Annotated in this window: 17 protein-coding genes; 15 read left to right on the forward strand and 2 right to left on the reverse strand. The window is 55.9% G+C overall.

All coding sequences use genetic code 11. The features are described from left to right. The first annotated feature begins 16 nt into the window (after positions 1-16). Positions 17-1,657, forward strand: coding sequence for a phosphoglucomutase (alpha-D-glucose-1,6-bisphosphate-dependent) (pgm, locus tag ACFQW4_RS05145; protein WP_101763230.1), 1,641 nt, complete (start codon positions 17-19; stop codon positions 1,655-1,657). A 39-nt stretch (positions 1,658-1,696) separates the two neighbouring features. Here pgm and kdpE read toward each other — a convergent pair whose 3' ends face one another. Further along, positions 1,697-2,371, reverse strand: a complete 675-nt coding sequence (kdpE, locus tag ACFQW4_RS05150) for a two-component system response regulator KdpE (protein ID WP_377724203.1) — start codon at positions 2,369-2,371, stop codon at positions 1,697-1,699. Positions 2,372-2,617: 246 nt separating this feature from the next. Between kdpE and ACFQW4_RS05155 the strand changes: the two genes are divergently transcribed. From ACFQW4_RS05155 to nei, 11 genes are all read left to right on the forward strand, one after another. After that, on the forward strand, positions 2,618-2,818 hold the full coding sequence (locus ACFQW4_RS05155) for a YbfA family protein (protein WP_008107019.1): 201 nt from the start codon (positions 2,618-2,620) through the stop codon (positions 2,816-2,818). A gap of 151 nt (positions 2,819-2,969) precedes the next feature. Further along, on the forward strand, positions 2,970-3,926 hold the full coding sequence (locus tag ACFQW4_RS05160; RefSeq protein WP_377724206.1) for a YbgA family protein: 957 nt from the start codon (positions 2,970-2,972) through the stop codon (positions 3,924-3,926). Between the two features lie 12 nt (positions 3,927-3,938). Beyond that, positions 3,939-5,366 carry a deoxyribodipyrimidine photo-lyase gene (gene phrB, locus ACFQW4_RS05165; protein ID WP_377724208.1) on the forward strand — a complete coding sequence of 476 codons (1,428 nt, stop codon included), beginning with the start codon at positions 3,939-3,941 and terminating at the stop codon, positions 5,364-5,366. Between the two features lie 18 nt (positions 5,367-5,384). Then, positions 5,385-6,128, forward strand: a complete 744-nt coding sequence (locus ACFQW4_RS05170) for a type 2 GTP cyclohydrolase I (protein WP_110865734.1) — start codon at positions 5,385-5,387, stop codon at positions 6,126-6,128. A 174-nt stretch (positions 6,129-6,302) separates the two neighbouring features. Beyond that, complete coding sequence (gene pxpB, locus ACFQW4_RS05175; protein ID WP_377724211.1) at positions 6,303-6,959, forward strand: 5-oxoprolinase subunit PxpB; 657 nt, start codon at positions 6,303-6,305, stop codon at positions 6,957-6,959. Then, positions 6,953-7,885 carry a 5-oxoprolinase subunit PxpC gene (pxpC, locus tag ACFQW4_RS05180; RefSeq protein ID WP_377724213.1) on the forward strand — a complete coding sequence of 311 codons (933 nt, stop codon included), beginning with the start codon at positions 6,953-6,955 and terminating at the stop codon, positions 7,883-7,885. The genes pxpB and pxpC overlap by 7 nt, the downstream gene beginning before the upstream one ends. Then, the gene (pxpA, locus tag ACFQW4_RS05185) at positions 7,875-8,612 is read left to right on the forward strand and encodes a 5-oxoprolinase subunit PxpA (RefSeq protein WP_217547246.1); all 738 of its coding nucleotides are present in this window, start codon (positions 7,875-7,877) and stop codon (positions 8,610-8,612) included. The genes pxpC and pxpA overlap by 11 nt, the downstream gene beginning before the upstream one ends. Before the next feature lie 59 nt (positions 8,613-8,671). After that, the gene (locus tag ACFQW4_RS05190; protein WP_277965899.1) at positions 8,672-9,400 is read left to right on the forward strand and encodes a DUF969 domain-containing protein; all 729 of its coding nucleotides are present in this window, start codon (positions 8,672-8,674) and stop codon (positions 9,398-9,400) included. Then, a complete protein-coding gene (locus ACFQW4_RS05195; RefSeq protein WP_377724216.1) occupies positions 9,400-10,416 on the forward strand; it encodes a DUF979 domain-containing protein in 1,017 nt (338 codons plus the stop codon). The genes ACFQW4_RS05190 and ACFQW4_RS05195 overlap by 1 nt, the downstream gene beginning before the upstream one ends. A gap of 7 nt (positions 10,417-10,423) precedes the next feature. Then, positions 10,424-11,071 carry a pyroglutamyl-peptidase I gene (pcp, locus tag ACFQW4_RS05200; RefSeq protein ID WP_101763220.1) on the forward strand — a complete coding sequence of 216 codons (648 nt, stop codon included), beginning with the start codon at positions 10,424-10,426 and terminating at the stop codon, positions 11,069-11,071. Positions 11,072-11,082: 11 nt separating this feature from the next. Further along, on the forward strand, positions 11,083-11,871 hold the full coding sequence (gene nei, locus ACFQW4_RS05205) for an endonuclease VIII (RefSeq protein WP_377724218.1): 789 nt from the start codon (positions 11,083-11,085) through the stop codon (positions 11,869-11,871). Between the two features lie 36 nt (positions 11,872-11,907). Here nei and ACFQW4_RS05210 read toward each other — a convergent pair whose 3' ends face one another. Then, positions 11,908-13,191 (reverse strand): citrate synthase, encoded by a 1,284-nt coding sequence (locus ACFQW4_RS05210; RefSeq protein ID WP_008107361.1) that lies wholly within the window; start codon positions 13,189-13,191, stop codon positions 11,908-11,910. A gap of 594 nt (positions 13,192-13,785) precedes the next feature. Between ACFQW4_RS05210 and sdhC the strand changes: the two genes are divergently transcribed. Genes sdhC through sdhA form a run of 3 tightly spaced genes read left to right on the forward strand, consistent with a single transcriptional unit; the run spans position 13,786 to position 16,325 of the window. Beyond that, a complete protein-coding gene (gene sdhC / locus ACFQW4_RS05215; protein ID WP_168197448.1) occupies positions 13,786-14,217 on the forward strand; it encodes a succinate dehydrogenase cytochrome b556 subunit in 432 nt (143 codons plus the stop codon). Then, a complete protein-coding gene (gene sdhD, locus ACFQW4_RS05220) occupies positions 14,211-14,558 on the forward strand; it encodes a succinate dehydrogenase membrane anchor subunit (RefSeq protein ID WP_049850912.1) in 348 nt (115 codons plus the stop codon). The genes sdhC and sdhD overlap by 7 nt, the downstream gene beginning before the upstream one ends. Beyond that, on the forward strand, positions 14,559-16,325 hold the full coding sequence (sdhA, locus tag ACFQW4_RS05225; RefSeq protein WP_101763217.1) for a succinate dehydrogenase flavoprotein subunit: 1,767 nt from the start codon (positions 14,559-14,561) through the stop codon (positions 16,323-16,325). The last annotated feature ends 10 nt before the right edge of the window (positions 16,326-16,335 follow it).

Here is a 16,335-nt window from a genome sequence, read left to right on the forward strand (position 1 = left end):
TCAGGGAGAAGCGCCAATGGCCAATCACCCCCGTGCCGGGCAGCCTGCCCAGCAGAGCGATTTGATTAACGTTGCACAATTAACCTCGCAGTATTACGTCCTGAAGCCCGATGTGGCGAATCCGGATCATGCGGTGAAATTTGGCACTTCAGGCCACCGCGGCAGCGCGGGACGCCAAAGCTTCAATGAACAGCACATTTTGGCGATCGCGCAGGCGATTGCTGAAGAGCGTAAAAAGAATGGCATCACCGGTCCGTGCTACGTCGGTAAAGACACGCATGCGCTGTCTGAGCCAGCGATTCTGTCGGTGCTGGAAGTGCTGGCCGCTAATGGCGTGGACGTAATTGTTCAGCAGGACAATGGCTACACGCCAACGCCTGCAATCTCGAACGCGATTCTTGAGCACAACAAACGCGGCGGCGCGCAGGCGGACGGCATCGTTATCACGCCTTCGCATAATCCACCGGAAGATGGTGGTATCAAATACAATCCGCCAAACGGTGGCCCGGCTGATACCAACGTTACCAAAGTGGTGGAAGATCGCGCTAACCAGCTGATCAAAGGCGAGCTGAAAGACGTGAAACGTCTGCCGCTGGATCAGGCATGGGCGAGCGGCCACATCGTTGAGCAGGATCTGATCCAGCCATACGTTGAAGGTCTGGCGCAGGTGATTGACTTCGCCGCCATCCAGAACGCTGGCCTGAAAATTGGCGTCGATCCGTTAGGCGGTTCCGGCATTGCTTACTGGCAGCGCATTGCTGAGCACTACAAACTGGATCTGACCATCGTGAACGATGCGATCGATCAGACTTTCCGCTTCATGCATCTGGATAAAGATGGCGTGGTGCGTATGGACTGCTCATCCGAGTGCGCGATGGCCGGTTTGCTGGCGTACAAAGACAAATTCGATCTGGCCTTTGGTAACGATCCTGATTACGACCGTCACGGCATCGTCACGCCTGCGGGTCTGATGAATCCGAATCACTATCTGGCGGTGGCGATCAACTACCTGTTCCAGCATCGCCCGCAGTGGGGCAAAGACGTTGCTGTAGGGAAAACCCTGGTTTCCAGCGCGATGATCGACCGTGTGGTCAACGACATTGGACGTAAGCTGGTGGAAGTGCCGGTTGGTTTCAAATGGTTCGTTGATGGTCTGTTCGATGGCAGCTTCGGTTTCGGCGGTGAAGAGAGCGCGGGCGCATCCTTCCTGCGTTTCGATGGCTCAGCCTGGTCAACCGATAAAGACGGCATCATTCTGTGCCTGCTGGCTGCTGAAATCACGGCGGTAACTGGCAAGAACCCGCAGCAGCACTATGACGAGCTGGCCGAACGCTTTGGTGCGCCAAGCTATAACCGTCTGCAGGCTCCGGCGACTTCTGCACAGAAAGCCGCGTTGTCTAAGCTGTCACCAGAAATGGTGAGCGCAGATACGCTGGCGGGTGATCCGATCACCGCACGCCTGACTGCCGCGCCGGGTAACGGTGCGTCAATCGGCGGTCTGAAAGTGATGACGGAAAACGGCTGGTTCGCCGCGCGTCCATCAGGTACAGAAGACGCGTACAAAATCTACTGCGAAAGCTTCCTGGGTGCTGAACATCGTCAGCAAATCGAGAAAGAAGCGGTTGAGATTGTTAGCGAAGTACTGAAAAACGCCTGATTGGGCAGTGAAGAAAAAAGGCCGCTTAGCGGCCTTTTTTTATGGCATAAATCGATAGCCGATACCGGTTTCGGTCAGCAAATGGCTGGGCTGCGTGGGATTCGCTTCCAGCTTCTGCCGCAAGTGCCCCATATAGATGCGCAAATAATGGCTGTGTTCCACCGCATTGGGCCCCCAAACCTGATTCAGTAATTGACGCTGGGTCAGCACTTTTCCGGCGTTGTTCACCAGCAAACTCAGCAGGCGGAATTCAGTCGGTGTCAGATGCACTTCCTGTTGGTTGCGCAATACACGGCGCGCCGCCAAATCTATGCTCACTTCGCCAAATTTCACAATCGGTTCTGGCTGGTTGCTTTGATGGCGACGCAGCGCCACGCGCACGCGTGCTAGCAGTTCACCTATGCCAAACGGCTTAGTGAGATAATCATCCGCACCCGCGTCCAGCGCATCGATCTTATCCTGCTCATCGCTCCGTGCCGACAGCACAATCACCGGCATGCTGCTCCATTGACGTACTTCACGGATAAAGTCATTGCCATCACCATCCGGCAAGCCGAGATCGAGGATCACCAGATCCGGCTTACGCGTCGCCGCTTCAATCAGGCCGCGCTGCAGTTGCTCCGCTTCCACAATCTTAAGGCCTTCGCTCTCCAGCGCAAGGCGCACGAAACGGCGAATCTCTTTTTCATCTTCCACTATCAAGATGGTCGTCACGCTGCCTCCAGCGGCAAAAAAGTTAACGCATCACTTTAGCAATAAAGCGGCCCGGCGTCCGTCACGAAGTTTTTAACTTGAATGGATCGTTTAATTCACAATCTTGTAACTAACTTTCACCACCACACAAATTGCTGAAAAAAAGCGCAAATATAGTGGTCGGATGAGTAGTAAAATTACACAATAACGAGTAATATCTGAACCAGATCACATTTCAACGCAATGTTTACCACAAGGGGGCCAAAGATGGATCGCGCATATCCACTGTATAAAATTGTACTGCGCCGCGTGCTGGTGGTAGCAATCGGTTTGCTGGCGCTGCCAGTGATGTTATTCCGCTCAGATCGCGCACGTTTGTACAGTTACCTGCATCGTATGTGGTGCAAAACCAGCACGAAACCCGTCTGGCTGGCGCAGTCTGAAGCGGCTGCCGGCATTCACTGGTAAGCGAATTTAGCGCAGTATTAACCCGGCGACTTCACGTGAAGCGCCGGGTTTTTTATTGATAATTTTCACGCCCACCGCGCGTTCCCGCTGTTATCTCCGCGCATTTCAGCTACACTTAAAACCTCTACAAGATTTATGAGGTTGTACAAGTATGAGCGAGAAAATTCCTGTTGGTATCAGCGCTTGCCTGCTCGGGGATAACGTCCGATTTGATGGTGGCCATAAACGTTTTGCTTTCGCCACGGACGAACTCGTGCCATTTGTGCGCTTTGAACCTGTATGTCCCGAAATGGCGATTGGCTTACCGACGCCACGTCCGGCTTTGCGCCTGGTAAAAGAGAGCGATGAAAACATCCATCTCTGTTTCAGCAAAGATGGCGGCGATGAGGTGACGGAAAAGATGCAGCGCTGGTCCGCCGAACGCGTGAAGTCGCTACATCATCTGTGCGGCTACATCCTCTGTGCCAAATCCCCTAGCTGTGGGCTGGAACGTGTCCGCGTTTACGAGCCTGAAACCAACAACAATCGTAAAGCGGGCACCGGCATGTTTACCGCATTTTTACAGAAAGAGATGCCATGGCTGCCGCTGGAAGAGGATGGTCGTCTGCATGATGACGCTATCCGCGAAAACTTCATCGGCCGCGTCTATGCGCTGCACGAATTCAACGAAATGTGGCGCAGCGGATTATCGCGCCACAAGCTGATGGCCTTCCATAGTCGCTACAAATTATTGCTGCTATCTCATGCGCAGGACGAATACCGTGAGATGGGCCGCTTTGTCGCGGCGATGGACCAGTGGGATTCGCTGGAGGATTACGCTTTTGAGTACCGCAGTCGTCTGATGCACCTGATGTCACATCAGGCATCACGACGCAATCACACTAACGTGCTGATGCATGTACAAGGCTACTTCCGTCCGCAGTTGAGTTCGCCGCAGCGTCAGGAGCTGGCGCAACTGATTGATCGTTATCGTCAGGGCGTACAGCCGCTGTTAGCACCGATCACCATGCTGAAACATTACATGGCGGAATACCCGCATCCGTGGCTGGCACAGCAGCGCTATTTTGATCCTTATCCGGAAGCGCTGCGTTTGCGCTACGGCCAATAATTTCGGGGCTTTATGACCACCCATTTAGTTTGGCTGCGCAACGATCTGCGCATCAATGACAACATGGCGCTGGCCGCTGCCTGCCGCGATAGCCAGGCCAAAGTGATTGCGCTGTTTATCGCCACACCGCAGCAGTGGCAGCAACACCATATGGCGCCAAAGCAGGCGGCGTTCATCCAGCAAAATCTCAGCTTGTTGCAGAAGTCACTGGCTGAACGCGGCATTCCTCTGCATTTTCATCAATGTGATGACTTTGCCGCTTCGATTGAATATCTGGCGAAATTTTGCCAGCAGCAACGGGTTGATGCGCTGTTCTACAACTACCAGTACGAAATTAACGAGCGTGAACGCGATGCGCAGGCGGAGAAACGTCTGGATGCGCAGGGCGTAATATGTCAGGGATTCGATGACAGCTTGCTGTTGCCGCCGGGCAGCGTGCAAACCGGCAGCAACACCATGTTCAAAGTGTTCACGCCGTTCAGCAAAGCCTTTGTTCGTCGTTTACATCAGGGCTTACCGGAGTGCCATCAGGCACCGAAAGCGCGTGATGGTGCGCCCATCAGTATCAAAAAGAAGATTCCCGCTTTTGATTATCCTTGTGAAGCCTTTGATGAAAGCCTGTTCCCGGCGGGAGAAGAGGCGGCGTTAAAACAGCTGCGCCACTTCGCTAAACAGGCGGTGCAGCATTATCCGGATCAGCGTGATTTACCGGCCATTGACGGCACCAGCCGCTTATCGGTTTATTTGACCACTGGCGTGCTGTCGCCGCGCCAATGTCTTCATCGCGTGCTCAAAGAGCATCCCGATGCGCTCAACGAGGGCAAGGCCTTTACCTGGCTGAACGAACTGATCTGGCGCGAATTCTATCGTCATCTGATGGTGGCGTTTCCGGCGCTATGTAAGCATCAGCCGTTTGTTGACTGGACGCGCAACGTGGATTGGCAGCGAAACGACGCACATTTCACAGCCTGGCAACAGGGCAAAACCGGTTATCCGATTGTTGATGCGGCGATGCGCCAGCTCAACACGCTCGGCTGGATGCATAATCGCTTGCGCATGATTACCGCCAGTTTCCTGGTGAAGGATCTGCTGATCGACTGGCGTGAAGGTGAGCGTTATTTCATGCAGCAGCTGATCGATGGCGATCTGGCCGCCAACAATGGCGGCTGGCAGTGGGCCGCGTCAACTGGCACCGATGCCGCGCCCTATTTTCGTATCTTCAATCCCACCACGCAGGGCGAGCGCTTTGATAAACAGGGCGACTTTATCCGTCAGTGGCTGCCGGAACTCAGCGACGTGCCCGACAGCGATATTCATCAGCCGCAGGTGTGGGCACAGAAAAATAACAAGAAACTCGATTATCCCGCGCCAATCGTGGAACATAAGGACGCACGTAAAAAGACACTAGACGCCTTTGAGCGCGCCCGCAGCGCGGCTTGAGGCGGTCAGGGAGCCGTAATGAATAATGTCGAGTTAGAACAGATCGTTAACCAGCAGCTGAATAACAGCGCCTTCAGCGATTACGCGCCGAACGGTTTGCAGGTGGAAGGGCGCGCCGAGGTGAAAACCATCATCACTGGCGTAACCGCGTGTCAGGCGCTGCTGGACGAGGCGGTGAAGCGCAACGCCGATGCGGTGCTGGTGCATCACGGTTACTTCTGGAAAAGCGAAGCGCCGGTGATTAAAGGCATGAAGCGCCAGCGTCTGCGCACGCTGCTGGCCAATGATATCAATTTGTATGGCTGGCATCTGCCGCTGGATGCCCATCCGGAGTTGGGTAATAACGCGCAGCTGGCGCGTCTGTTTGATATTGCAGTGAAAGGCGAGATTCAGCCACTGGTGCCGTGGGGCGAGCTGGCACAACCACTGAGTGGCGCGGCGCTGGCGGAAAAAATTGCCCAACGTTTAGGTCGCACACCGCTGCACTGTGGCGATAACGCGCCGGCATTGATCAAGCGCGTTGCCTGGTGCAGCGGCGGCGGTCAGGGCTTTATCGATAGCGCGGCAGCCTTTGGCGTCGATGCCTTTATTACCGGCGAAGTCTCCGAGCAAACCATCCACAGCGCGCGCGAACAAGGTTTACACTTCTTTGCCGCCGGACATCACGCGACCGAACGCGGCGGCATCAAGGCGCTGGGCGAATGGTTAGCTGCCCATCATGGCCTTGATGTGACCTTTATCGACATCGACAATCCGGCCTGATTTCTCTCCTCTCACGCCCTTAACCTGCGTTAAGGGCGCAAATCTGTTGACACATCTCTGTCACTTTCGCATAACTTATGGCTTTTACGCATAAACGAGAAGTTCGTTCGCTATGAATGGCGATCCTGCAACATTCGTTCTGCGACAAGTAAGACTTTTACCAGGAGGTTGTTTTTGCAACGAGCACGTTGTTATCTGCTAGGTGAGCGCGCGGTGGTGCTGGAACTAGAGCCACCGGTTTCGTTGACCAGCCAGCAGCGCATCTGGGGATTGTGTCAGCGACTGCAGCAAAACGAGCAGGTTGAGGAAGTGATTCCTGGCATGAACAACCTGACGTTGCTGCTGCGCGATCCGCAACGCAATGCATTGGACGCGATTGAGCGTTTGCAGCGTTGGTGGGAAGAGAGCGAAGCGCAGCTGCCGGAATCGCGCCGCGTCGAGATTCCAGTTGTGTACGGCGGCGCAGGCGGGCCGGATCTGCTGGAGGTGGCGGAGCGCGCCAACATGACGCCCAGGCAAGCGGTAGAACTGCACAGCAGCATCGATTATGTGGTTTATTTCATCGGCTTCCAGCCTGGTTTCCCTTATCTCGGTGGCTTGGATGAGCGTTTACACACGCCACGCCGCGCTGAACCGCGCGTGCTGGTGCCGAGCGGCTCGGTGGGCATCGGCGGCAGCCAAACCGGCATCTATCCCTTAGCCGCGCCCGGCGGCTGGCAACTGATTGGTCATACGCCGCTCAGCCTGTTCGACCCGCTTCAGCATCCACCGACACTGTTACGTCCCGGTGATAGCGTGCGCTTTGTGCCGCAGCAGGAGGGCGTATGTTGAAAATTCTCCGCGCGGGCATGATGACCTCGCTGCAAGACCACGGCCGCACCGGCTTCCGCCAATATGGCATCAGCGTGGGCGGCGCGCTCGATCAACCGGCAATGCGCACCGCCAATATGCTGGTGGGCAACCCCGAGCAGAGCGCGGTGCTGGAAATCGTGCTGGGACAATTTAAAACGCAGTTTACGCGCGATGGCTGGTTTGCGTTGACGGGCGCGGGCTGCAATGCCGATCTGGATGGCAAACCGGTCTGGACCGGCTGGCGTCTGCCGGTGAAAAAAGGGCAGGTGCTGACGCTGGCAACGCCAACGCGCGGCATGCGCAGTTATCTGGCGGTCAACGGTGGTTTTGACGTGCCGGACATGCTCGGTTCGGTCAGTACCGATCTCAAGGCGGCATTCGGCGGCTGGCAGGGACGTAAACTGCAGGATGGCGATGAGCTGCCGTTGGGTAAACCGACGCGCGACTTCAAAGACAAAGCCGGCGTGCGTCAACTGCTGTGGGGCAACCGCATCCGCGCCTTAGCGGGCCCGGAATATAACGAGTTCTCGCGTGAGGCGCAGCAGGGTTTCTGGCGCAGCCCGTGGAAGCTCAGTCCGCAAAGTAATCGCATGGGTTATCGCCTGCAGGGACGGCAACTGCATCGCGATGCGACGCGCGATCTGCTGTCGCACGGTTTAGTGCCCGGCGTGGTACAGGTGCCGCCTAACGGCCAGCCGATTGTGTTGATGGCGGATGCACAAACCACCGGCGGCTATCCGCGCATTGCCTGCATCATCGAAGCCGATCTCTATCATCTGGCGCAAATTCGTCTCGGCGAACCGATTCACTTTATCCACTGCACGCTGGAAGACGCGATTCACGCCAAACAGCATCAACAGCGTTCCTTCGACCAAATAGCCTGGGGATTGGCCCATGAAGATTGATCTTAACGCCGATCTCGGCGAAGGCAGCGCCAGCGATCGGGAGCTGCTGACGCTGGTGAGTTCAGCCAATATCGCCTGCGGCTTCCACGCTGGTGATGCGCAAACCATGCTGCAATCGGTGCGCTGGGCGAAAGCGTCTGGCGTGGCGATTGGCGCGCATCCGAGTTTCCCCGATCGGGAAAACTTTGGCCGCACCGCCATGCAGCTGCCGCCGGAAACGGTGTATGCGCAGATGATCTACCAGATTGGTGCGCTGAAGAGCATTGCCGAGAGCGAAGGCGAACGGCTGGTACACGTCAAGCCGCACGGCATGCTGTACAACCAGGCGGCGGGCGATCCGCAACTGGCGGATGCCATCGCGCGCGCGGTAAAAGCCGTGGATAGCGGATTGATTCTGGTCGGATTGGCGGGCAGCGCGTCGATTGCGGCGGCGGCGCATCATGGTCTGCGCACCCGCGAAGAGGTGTTTGCCGATCGCGGCTATCTGGCGAGCGGGGCGTTAGTGCCACGCAGCCAGCCGCAAGCGATGATTGAAGATGCCGAACAGGCGCTGGCGCAAACGCTGGCGATGGTGCAGCAGCGTCAGGTGCAGAGCATCAGCGGAGAATGGGTCAGGGTTAACGCCGAAACCGTCTGTTTACACGGTGATGGCGCACATGCGCTGCAGTTCGCCCGCACGCTGCGCGCGGCATTTGCGACCAGTCAGATTGCGGTCACCAGCGCATAACGTTTTTACTCATTGCCCGGCATCACGCCGGGCTTTGTCTTTTCACATAAGGGAACAACATGGATAACGTGGTAAACCTCTGGCCGCTGCTGGGCATTGCCGCCATCATTCTGGGTTTTGTGCTGCGCTTTAACCCGGTGCTGGTGGTGATTGTGGCGGGCTTCGTCACCGGGCTGGCAGCGCATCTGCCGCTGGCAGACATTCTGGAAAAGCTCGGCTCTGGCTTCCTCAATACGCGTAATCTGCCGCTGATTCTGCTGCTGCCGCTGGCTGTTATCGGTTTGCTGGAGCGTCATGGCCTGAAAGAGCGGGCGCAAAGCTGGATCGCGCAGATCAAAACCGCCACCGCCGGCCGCTTGCTGATCGTCTACCTGTTTGTGCGTGAAGCCACCGCCGCGCTGGGCTTAACCAGCCTGGGCGGGCATCCGCAGATGGTGCGTCCGCTGCTGGCGCCGATGGCCGAAGGTGCCACAGAAAACCGCTACGGTGATGTCCCGCCAGACGTGCGCCATCGTCTGCGCGCCATGTCTGCGGCGACCGATAACATCGGCCTGTTCTTTGGCGAGGATATCTTCGTTGCCTTTGGCGCGATTATCTTCATGCATAACTTTATGCAGGAATCTGCCGGTATCAGCACCGAACCGCTGCATATCGCGCTGTGGGGCATTCCTACCGCGCTCTGTGCTTTCCTCATTCATTCAGCTCGTCTGGTGCGTCTCGATCGCCAGCTGTCGCGTGAACTGGGCGCGTTAAACCAGCAGGCGCTGAACGCCAAAGGAGCGAAGTAATGTTCCAGCAACAATATTTAATGTGGCTGGCAGGGGTGATCCTGCTGGTGGTTGCCGTGCTTTCATGGCGTGACAGCGCTAACCCGCGCCGTTTTACCACCGGTCTGTTCTGGGCACTGTATGGCCTGATTTTCCTGATTGGCGACGGTGCTTATCAGCTGATGGGACAATGGGCGGGCGATGCGGAACTGGGCCGCCGCTGGTTGCATATCGGCGTGGGCGTGGCCGTGGTGTTGATGGCGCTGATTGCCGGTTTCGGCGGCGTGCGTCTGGGGCGTTATCATCAGCGCAGCGATGAGCAGAAACAGGAAAGTGCTAAACGTCTGCAAAACAAACTGTTCCTGCCAGCGCTGGCGATTCCACTGGTGACGGTGATTGGCGTGCTGGCGTTTAACCATATTCCCGGTTTGCAGGATACGGTGTTTGGTCCCGGCAATCACGCCACGCTGGTGACGCTGTTCTCCATGATGATTGGCTGCCTGCTGGGCTGGCTGATTGCATTGAAAATCACCCATGAAAAGCCGCTGCAGTCGATGCAGGAAACCCGTCGCCTGCTGGATGCGGTCGGTTGGGCGTTTATTCTGCCGCAGATTCTGGCCACGCTTGGCCTGCTGTTCACCAGCGCCGGTGTCGGCACGGCAATTTCGCATCTCACCGAACAATATCTGGCGGTAGATAATCGCCTGATTGCCGTCGCGGTATATGCGGGTGGCATGGCATTGCTGACCATGGTGATGGGCAATGCGTTTGCTGCCTTCCCGATTGTGACCGCCGGCATTGGTATTCCGATTCTGGTGCTGCAGCACGGCGGCAATCCAGCGGTAATGGCGGCGATTGGGATGTTCTCCGGCTATTGCGGCACGTTGATGACGCCAATGGCGGCCAACTTCAACATTGTGCCGGCGCGCCTGCTAGAGCTGCCGGACCGCAACGCGGTGATCAAGGCTCAGGTGCCAACCGGTGTGCTACTGTTGGTAGTGAATATTTTCCTGCTCTACTTCCTGATGTTCTTGTGAGGTTGCGATGAAAACGGTGTTAATGACGGCGTTTGAGCCTTTTGGTGGCGAAAACATCAACCCTTCGTGGGAAGCGGTGCGCACCTTCGACGGCAAAGAGATCGCTGGTGCGCGCATTGTGGTTCGCCAACTGCCGGTAGTATTTGCCACTTGCGGTGAAGTGCTGACGCGCGCGCTGGAGGAGATTCAACCCGACCGCGTGTTGTGCGTCGGGCAAGCCGGCGGCCGCGCCGATATTACCGTTGAACGCGTTGCGATCAACGTGGATGACGCGCGCATACCGGATAACAACCAACAGCAACCGATCGATCAGCCCATCGAGGCGGATGGCCCGGCGGCTTATTTCTCCACGCTGCCGATCAAAGCGATGGTTGCCGCGCTGCGTGAAGTGGGTGTGCCGGCCTCGGTATCGCAAACCGCCGGCACCTTCACCTGTAACCACGTGATGTACAGCCTGCTGCACTGGATCCACACCACCAACAGCAAGGCGCGCGGCGGTTTTGTTCATATCCCGTATATGCCGGAACAAGCGGTGCACCATCCCGGCGTGGCCAGCATGGCGACTGCAAGCGTGATTCAGGCGCTGGAAACCTCGCTGCAGGTGATCCTGAGTACCGAAAATGATATCCGCGTCGTCGGTGGCGCTACGCATTAAAAGGAGTTGTTATGCCTGAGGGACCGGAGATCCGCCGCGCGGCGGATCAGCTGGCAGAGGCAATGGTCGGCAAACCCCTCACCGATGTGTGGTTTGCCTTTCCACAGCTGAAAACCTACGAACCGGCGCTGATGGATGCCACCATCAACGCCTTCGAAACGCGCGGTAAAGCGCTGCTCACCCACTTCTCCAATGGTTTGACGCTCTACAGCCACAATCAGCTGTACGGCGTGTGGCGCGTGGTGCCAACCGGTACGCAACCGAATACCACACGTCAGCTGCGCGTTCGGCTCGCAACGGCGGATAAAACCATTTTGCTGTATAGCGCGTCGGATATTGAGCTGCTCAACGCCGATACTTTAGCAGCGCATCCTTTTTTGCAGCGCGTGGGCCCGGATGTGCTGGATGCCAGCTTAACGGTGGAAGAGGTGCGCGAGCGTTTGCTGTCGCCGCGTTTTCGTCGTCGCCAGTTCAGCGGCTTGCTGCTTGATCAGGCCTTTTTAGCCGGCCTCGGCAATTATCTGCGCGTGGAGATTTTGTGGCATGCCAGATTGCTGGCGTCGCATCGGGTGCAGGACCTCAGCGAACAGCAGCTGACGGCGTTAAGTGAGGCGATGCTGGCGGTGCCGCGTTTGTCATACAAGATGCGTGGCAGCATGAAGAAGTATCATGAAGAAGCAGCGTTTCGCTTCGAGGTGTTTCATCGGCAGGGGAAAAAGTGTCGGCGGTGCGGCGCGGTGATTGAGAAGGGCGTGCTGTCATCGCGGCCGTTTTACTGGTGCCCGGGATGCCAATTGTAGCGCTATAAAAAAGGCGGCCAGATGGCCGCCTTTCTCTTATTTATCCAGCGCCGAGGTGAATGGACGCTCGGTGTAACCGGTATACAGCTGACGCGGACGGGCGATTTTCATGCCTTCGTCGTGCATCTCTTTCCAGTGTGCAATCCAGCCCACGGTGCGCGCCATGGCGAAGATAACGGTAAACATGGAAGACGGAATGCCCATTGCTTTCAGGATGATGCCTGAATAGAAATCGACGTTTGGATAGAGTTTACGCTCGATGAAGTACGGGTCGTTCAGCGCGATGTGTTCCAGCTCCATCGCCACTTCCAGCAGATCATCTTTCATGCCCAGTTCGTTCAGCACTTCGTGACAGGTATCGCGCATCACGGTGGCACGTGGATCGTAGTTTTTGTACACGCGGTGGCCGAAGCCCATCAGACGGAACGAATCGTTCTTATCTTTCGCACGTTTAACAAACTCAGGGATGTGATCAACGGTGCTGATCTCTTCCAGCATGCGCAGTGTCGCTTCGTTGGCACCGCCGTGTGCCGGTCCCCACAGTGAAGCGATACCGGCGGCGATACAGGCAAACGGGTTCGCGCCTGAAGAGCCTGCGGTACGGACGGTAGAGGTAGAAGCGTTCTGCTCATGGTCGGCGTGCAGAATCAGAATACGGTCCATCGCGCGTTCCAGCACTGGATTCACTTTGTACTCTTCGCACGGCGTGGCGAACATCATGTGCAGGAAGTTACCGGCATAAGAGAGGTCGTTGCGCGGATACACAAACGGCTGGCCAATCGAGTACTTGTAGCACATCGCTGCCATGGTCGGCATTTTCGACAGCAGGCGGAACGCAGCGATTTCACGGTGACGCTCAATGTTGACGTCTAAAGAGTCGTGATAAAACGCTGCCAGCGCACCGGTCACACCACACATTACTGCCATTGGATGCGAATCGCGGCGGAAGCCGTGGAACAGTCGGGTGATTTGCTCGTGAATCATGGTGTGGCGGGTAACGGTGGTGCGGAACTCTTCAAACTGGGCTTGGGTCGGGGCTTCGCCATTTAACAGGATGTAACACACTTCAAGATAGTTAGAGTGGGTTGCCAGCTGATCAATCGGGAAACCGCGGTGTAACAGAATACCTTCGTCACCATCAATAAAGGTGATTTTAGATTCGCAGGACGCCGTAGAGGTGAAGCCGGGATCGAAGGTGAACAGGCCTTGTGAGCCAAGGGCGCGGACATCAACTACATCTTGTCCCAGCGTGCCTTGCATCACGTCCAGTTCAACAGAAGTATTATCTTGTAGGGTTAGCGTCACTTTTTTATCTGTCATTATTTCGTCTCCATAGCGCCTTTAAGGTAAGGATCTTAGACACCAGAATAGCCATGTTGTTACGTAAAACCACAATCTTCACAGCATCACTCTGCGGTAACGTTGGTCGTGCAGGGTTACAGAGTAAATGCTGAACTGGGCCATTCGGTGGCGTCGGGGCATGACATGCTGCACATCGAGGATGTTAAAGTTCCTGTCACGACATAACTTCTTGGTAACCAATAACCTGATGCTTTGTGTTACTTGTATTGGCAATGTTACATAACTTGAGCTTAGGGGAAAGTGTATCCCCATAACTTTTGTGCATCATAGGACTTTAATGCGATTGTTTGTAACTGAAATGTTGATCTTTTGTCAAATCAGATAATTAAAAATGTATGAATTGTGAAATTCGTGAGACTGATCACTGTTCAGCCTAAATGTGACCAAAGAGATTGTAGGGGAATTGTAATCAGAATGTGATCCTCCTATACTGCGGCCAGGTCTCCGGAACACCCTGACACCAGGAGCCACCCAGCGTTTTACCCGCTTTATTTAACACTGGATGTTGCTATTTTGGTGGCGGTTGCAGTCTGAACACACGCTGTGTCTCTGATGCAACTCAGGACCGGAGGAAGCAAAATAAAAAAGAGCTGTGTGGGCAAAACCGTGAAAAAACAAAGACCTGTTAACTTGGATCTCTCGACGATCCGGTTTCCCGTTACTGCAATATCGTCCATTCTCCACCGCGTCTCCGGCGTGATCACCTTTGTCGCTCTCGGAATTCTGCTCTGGTTACTGGGTCTCTCTCTCTCCTCTCCAGAAGGTTTCCAGCAAGCGGCGTCCATCATGGATAGCTTCTTCGCCAAATTCATCATGTGGGGCATTTTAACTGCGCTGGCGTATCACGCTGTGAGCGGTATTCGCCATATGTTGGCTGATTTTGGTGTAACAGCAGAAACCCTGCAGGTGGGAACCCGTTCCGCGCAAGCGGCTTTTGTTATCACTGTCGTGCTCTCAATTTTGGCTGGAGTCCTCGTATGGTAAGCAATGCTTCTGCATTAGGACGCAACGGTATCCATGACTGGCTGTTACTGCGTGCTGCTGCAATCTTAATTACGCTCTATATTCTCTACATCCTCGGTTTTGTCGTGATGACAGGCACGCTGACGTATGACGTCTGGCATGGCTTCTTCTCGTCCGCCTTCACGAAAGTGTTCACCATGTTGACGCTGTTCTCGATTCTGATCCACGGCTGGATTGGAATGTGGCAGGTGCTGACTGACTACGTGAAACCTGTTGCAACCCGTTTGTTGCTGCAGTTTGTGATTGTGGTTGCGCTGTTGTCATATGCGATTTATGGAACCGTTGTTGTGTGGGGTGTGTAAATGAGTTTGCCAGTCAGAGAATTTGATGCCGTGGTGATCGGCGCGGGTGGCGCAGGAATGCGCGCCGCTCTGCAAATCTCCCAATCGGGCCAGACTTGTGCCCTGTTATCCAAAGTATTCCCAACCCGTTCCCATACCGTATCGGCGCAGGGCGGTATTACCGTTGCGCTGGGTAACACACATGACGATAACTGGGAATGGCACATGTACGACACCGTCAAAGGTTCCGACTTTATCGGCGACCAGGACGCGATCGAATATATGTGTCATGTCGGTCCGGAAGCGATTCTGGAACTGGAACACATGGGATTGCCGTTCTCCCGTCTGGATGACGGCCGGGTGTATCAGCGTCCGTTTGGTGGTCAGTCGAAGAATTTCGGCGGTGAGCAGGCGGCGCGTACCGCAGCTGCGGCCGACCGTACCGGCCACGCCTTGCTGCATACGCTGTATCAGCAGAACCTGAAAAACAAAACCACCATCTTCTCCGAATGGTATGCGCTGGATCTGGTGAAAAACGAAGACGGCGCGATTGTCGGCTGTACGGCTATCTGCATGGAAACCGGCGAAACCGTCTATTTCAAAGCCAAGGCCACTATTCTGGCGACTGGCGGCGCGGGCCGTATTTACCAATCCACCACTAACGCCCACATCAACACCGGTGACGGCGTTGGCATGGCGCTGCGCGCCGGCGTGCCGGTGCAGGATATGGAAATGTGGCAGTTCCACCCAACCGGAATTGCCGGTGCGGGCGTGCTGGTCACCGAAGGTTGCCGTGGTGAAGGCGGTTACCTGCTGAATAAGCACGGTGAACGCTTCATGGAACGTTATGCGCCGAACGCCAAAGATTTGGCGGGGCGTGATGTGGTTGCGCGTTCGATGATGGTGGAAATCCGCGAAGGCCGAGGTTGCGATGGCCCCTGGGGTCCGCACATCAAACTGAAACTCGACCATCTCGGTGCCGAAGTGCTGGAGTCGCGTCTGCCTGGCATCCTTGAGCTGTCGCGTACCTTTGCCCACGTCGACCCAATTAAAGAACCGATTCCGGTGATCCCAACCTGCCACTACATGATGGGCGGCGTGCCGACCAAAGTGACCGGCCAGGCGCTGCGTGTGAATGAGCAGGGCCAGGATGAGGTGATTCCGGGTCTGTTCGCCGTCGGTGAAATCGCCTGCGTATCGGTTCATGGCGCTAACCGCCTTGGCGGCAACTCGCTGCTCGATCTGGTGGTGTTCGGCCGCGCAGCCGGTGTGCATCTGCTGGAGTGTATTGAAGAGCAGGGCGAACTGCGTGAAGCCACGCCGGAAAATATCGATGCAGCGATGGCGCGCTTCAACCGCTGGGAAAATAACACCACCGGTGAAGATCCTGTCGAAATCCGTAAAGCGCTGCAGCGCTGCATGCAGAACAACTTCTCGGTGTTCCGCGATGGCGATGCGATGCGAGAAGGTCTGGAAGAGCTGAAAGTGATTCGTGAGCGTCTGAAATCAGCGCGTCTTGATGACCGTTCGCCAGACTTCAACACCCAGCGTATCGAATGCCTTGAGCTGGATAACCTGATGGAAACCGCTTACGCCACCGCTGTTGCCGCCAACTTCCGTACCGAAAGCCGTGGTGCACATAGCCGCTTCGACTTCCCGGACCGCGATGATGAAAACTGGCTGTGCCACAGTCTCTATGTTCCGCAGACGGAAAGCATGACGCGCCGTGAGGTGAACATGCAACCGAAACTGCGTGCGGCCTTCCCGCCGAAAGCGCGTACCTACTAATTGCGGAGAT

Origin of the sequence: Pantoea sp. GCM10028869 (assembly GCF_042666835.1) — a bacterium.
In the GTDB taxonomy this organism is placed as follows: Bacteria; Pseudomonadota; Gammaproteobacteria; order Enterobacterales; family Enterobacteriaceae; genus Pantoea; species Pantoea leporis.

What these genes read in the sequence shown, in the direction of transcription:
- pgm (WP_101763230.1), top strand. Translation starts at nt 17, where the DNA reads ATGGCCAATCACCCCCGTGCCGGGCAGCCTGCCCAGCAGAGCGATTTG.
- ACFQW4_RS05155 (WP_008107019.1), top strand. Translation starts at nt 2,618, where the DNA reads ATGGATCGCGCATATCCACTGTATAAAATTGTACTGCGCCGCGTGCTG.
- ACFQW4_RS05160 (WP_377724206.1), top strand. Translation starts at nt 2,970, where the DNA reads ATGAGCGAGAAAATTCCTGTTGGTATCAGCGCTTGCCTGCTCGGGGAT.
- phrB (WP_377724208.1), top strand. Translation starts at nt 3,939, where the DNA reads ATGACCACCCATTTAGTTTGGCTGCGCAACGATCTGCGCATCAATGAC.
- ACFQW4_RS05170 (WP_110865734.1), top strand. Translation starts at nt 5,385, where the DNA reads ATGAATAATGTCGAGTTAGAACAGATCGTTAACCAGCAGCTGAATAAC.
- pxpC (WP_377724213.1), top strand. Translation starts at nt 6,953, where the DNA reads ATGTTGAAAATTCTCCGCGCGGGCATGATGACCTCGCTGCAAGACCAC.
- pxpA (WP_217547246.1), top strand. Translation starts at nt 7,875, where the DNA reads ATGAAGATTGATCTTAACGCCGATCTCGGCGAAGGCAGCGCCAGCGAT.
- ACFQW4_RS05190 (WP_277965899.1), top strand. Translation starts at nt 8,672, where the DNA reads ATGGATAACGTGGTAAACCTCTGGCCGCTGCTGGGCATTGCCGCCATC.
- ACFQW4_RS05195 (WP_377724216.1), top strand. Translation starts at nt 9,400, where the DNA reads ATGTTCCAGCAACAATATTTAATGTGGCTGGCAGGGGTGATCCTGCTG.
- pcp (WP_101763220.1), top strand. Translation starts at nt 10,424, where the DNA reads ATGAAAACGGTGTTAATGACGGCGTTTGAGCCTTTTGGTGGCGAAAAC.
- nei (WP_377724218.1), top strand. Translation starts at nt 11,083, where the DNA reads ATGCCTGAGGGACCGGAGATCCGCCGCGCGGCGGATCAGCTGGCAGAG.
- ACFQW4_RS05210 (WP_008107361.1), bottom strand. Translation starts at nt 13,191, where the DNA reads ATGACAGATAAAAAAGTGACGCTAACCCTACAAGATAATACTTCTGTT.
- sdhC (WP_168197448.1), top strand. Translation starts at nt 13,786, where the DNA reads ATGCAACTCAGGACCGGAGGAAGCAAAATAAAAAAGAGCTGTGTGGGC.
- sdhD (WP_049850912.1), top strand. Translation starts at nt 14,211, where the DNA reads ATGGTAAGCAATGCTTCTGCATTAGGACGCAACGGTATCCATGACTGG.
- sdhA (WP_101763217.1), top strand. Translation starts at nt 14,559, where the DNA reads ATGAGTTTGCCAGTCAGAGAATTTGATGCCGTGGTGATCGGCGCGGGT.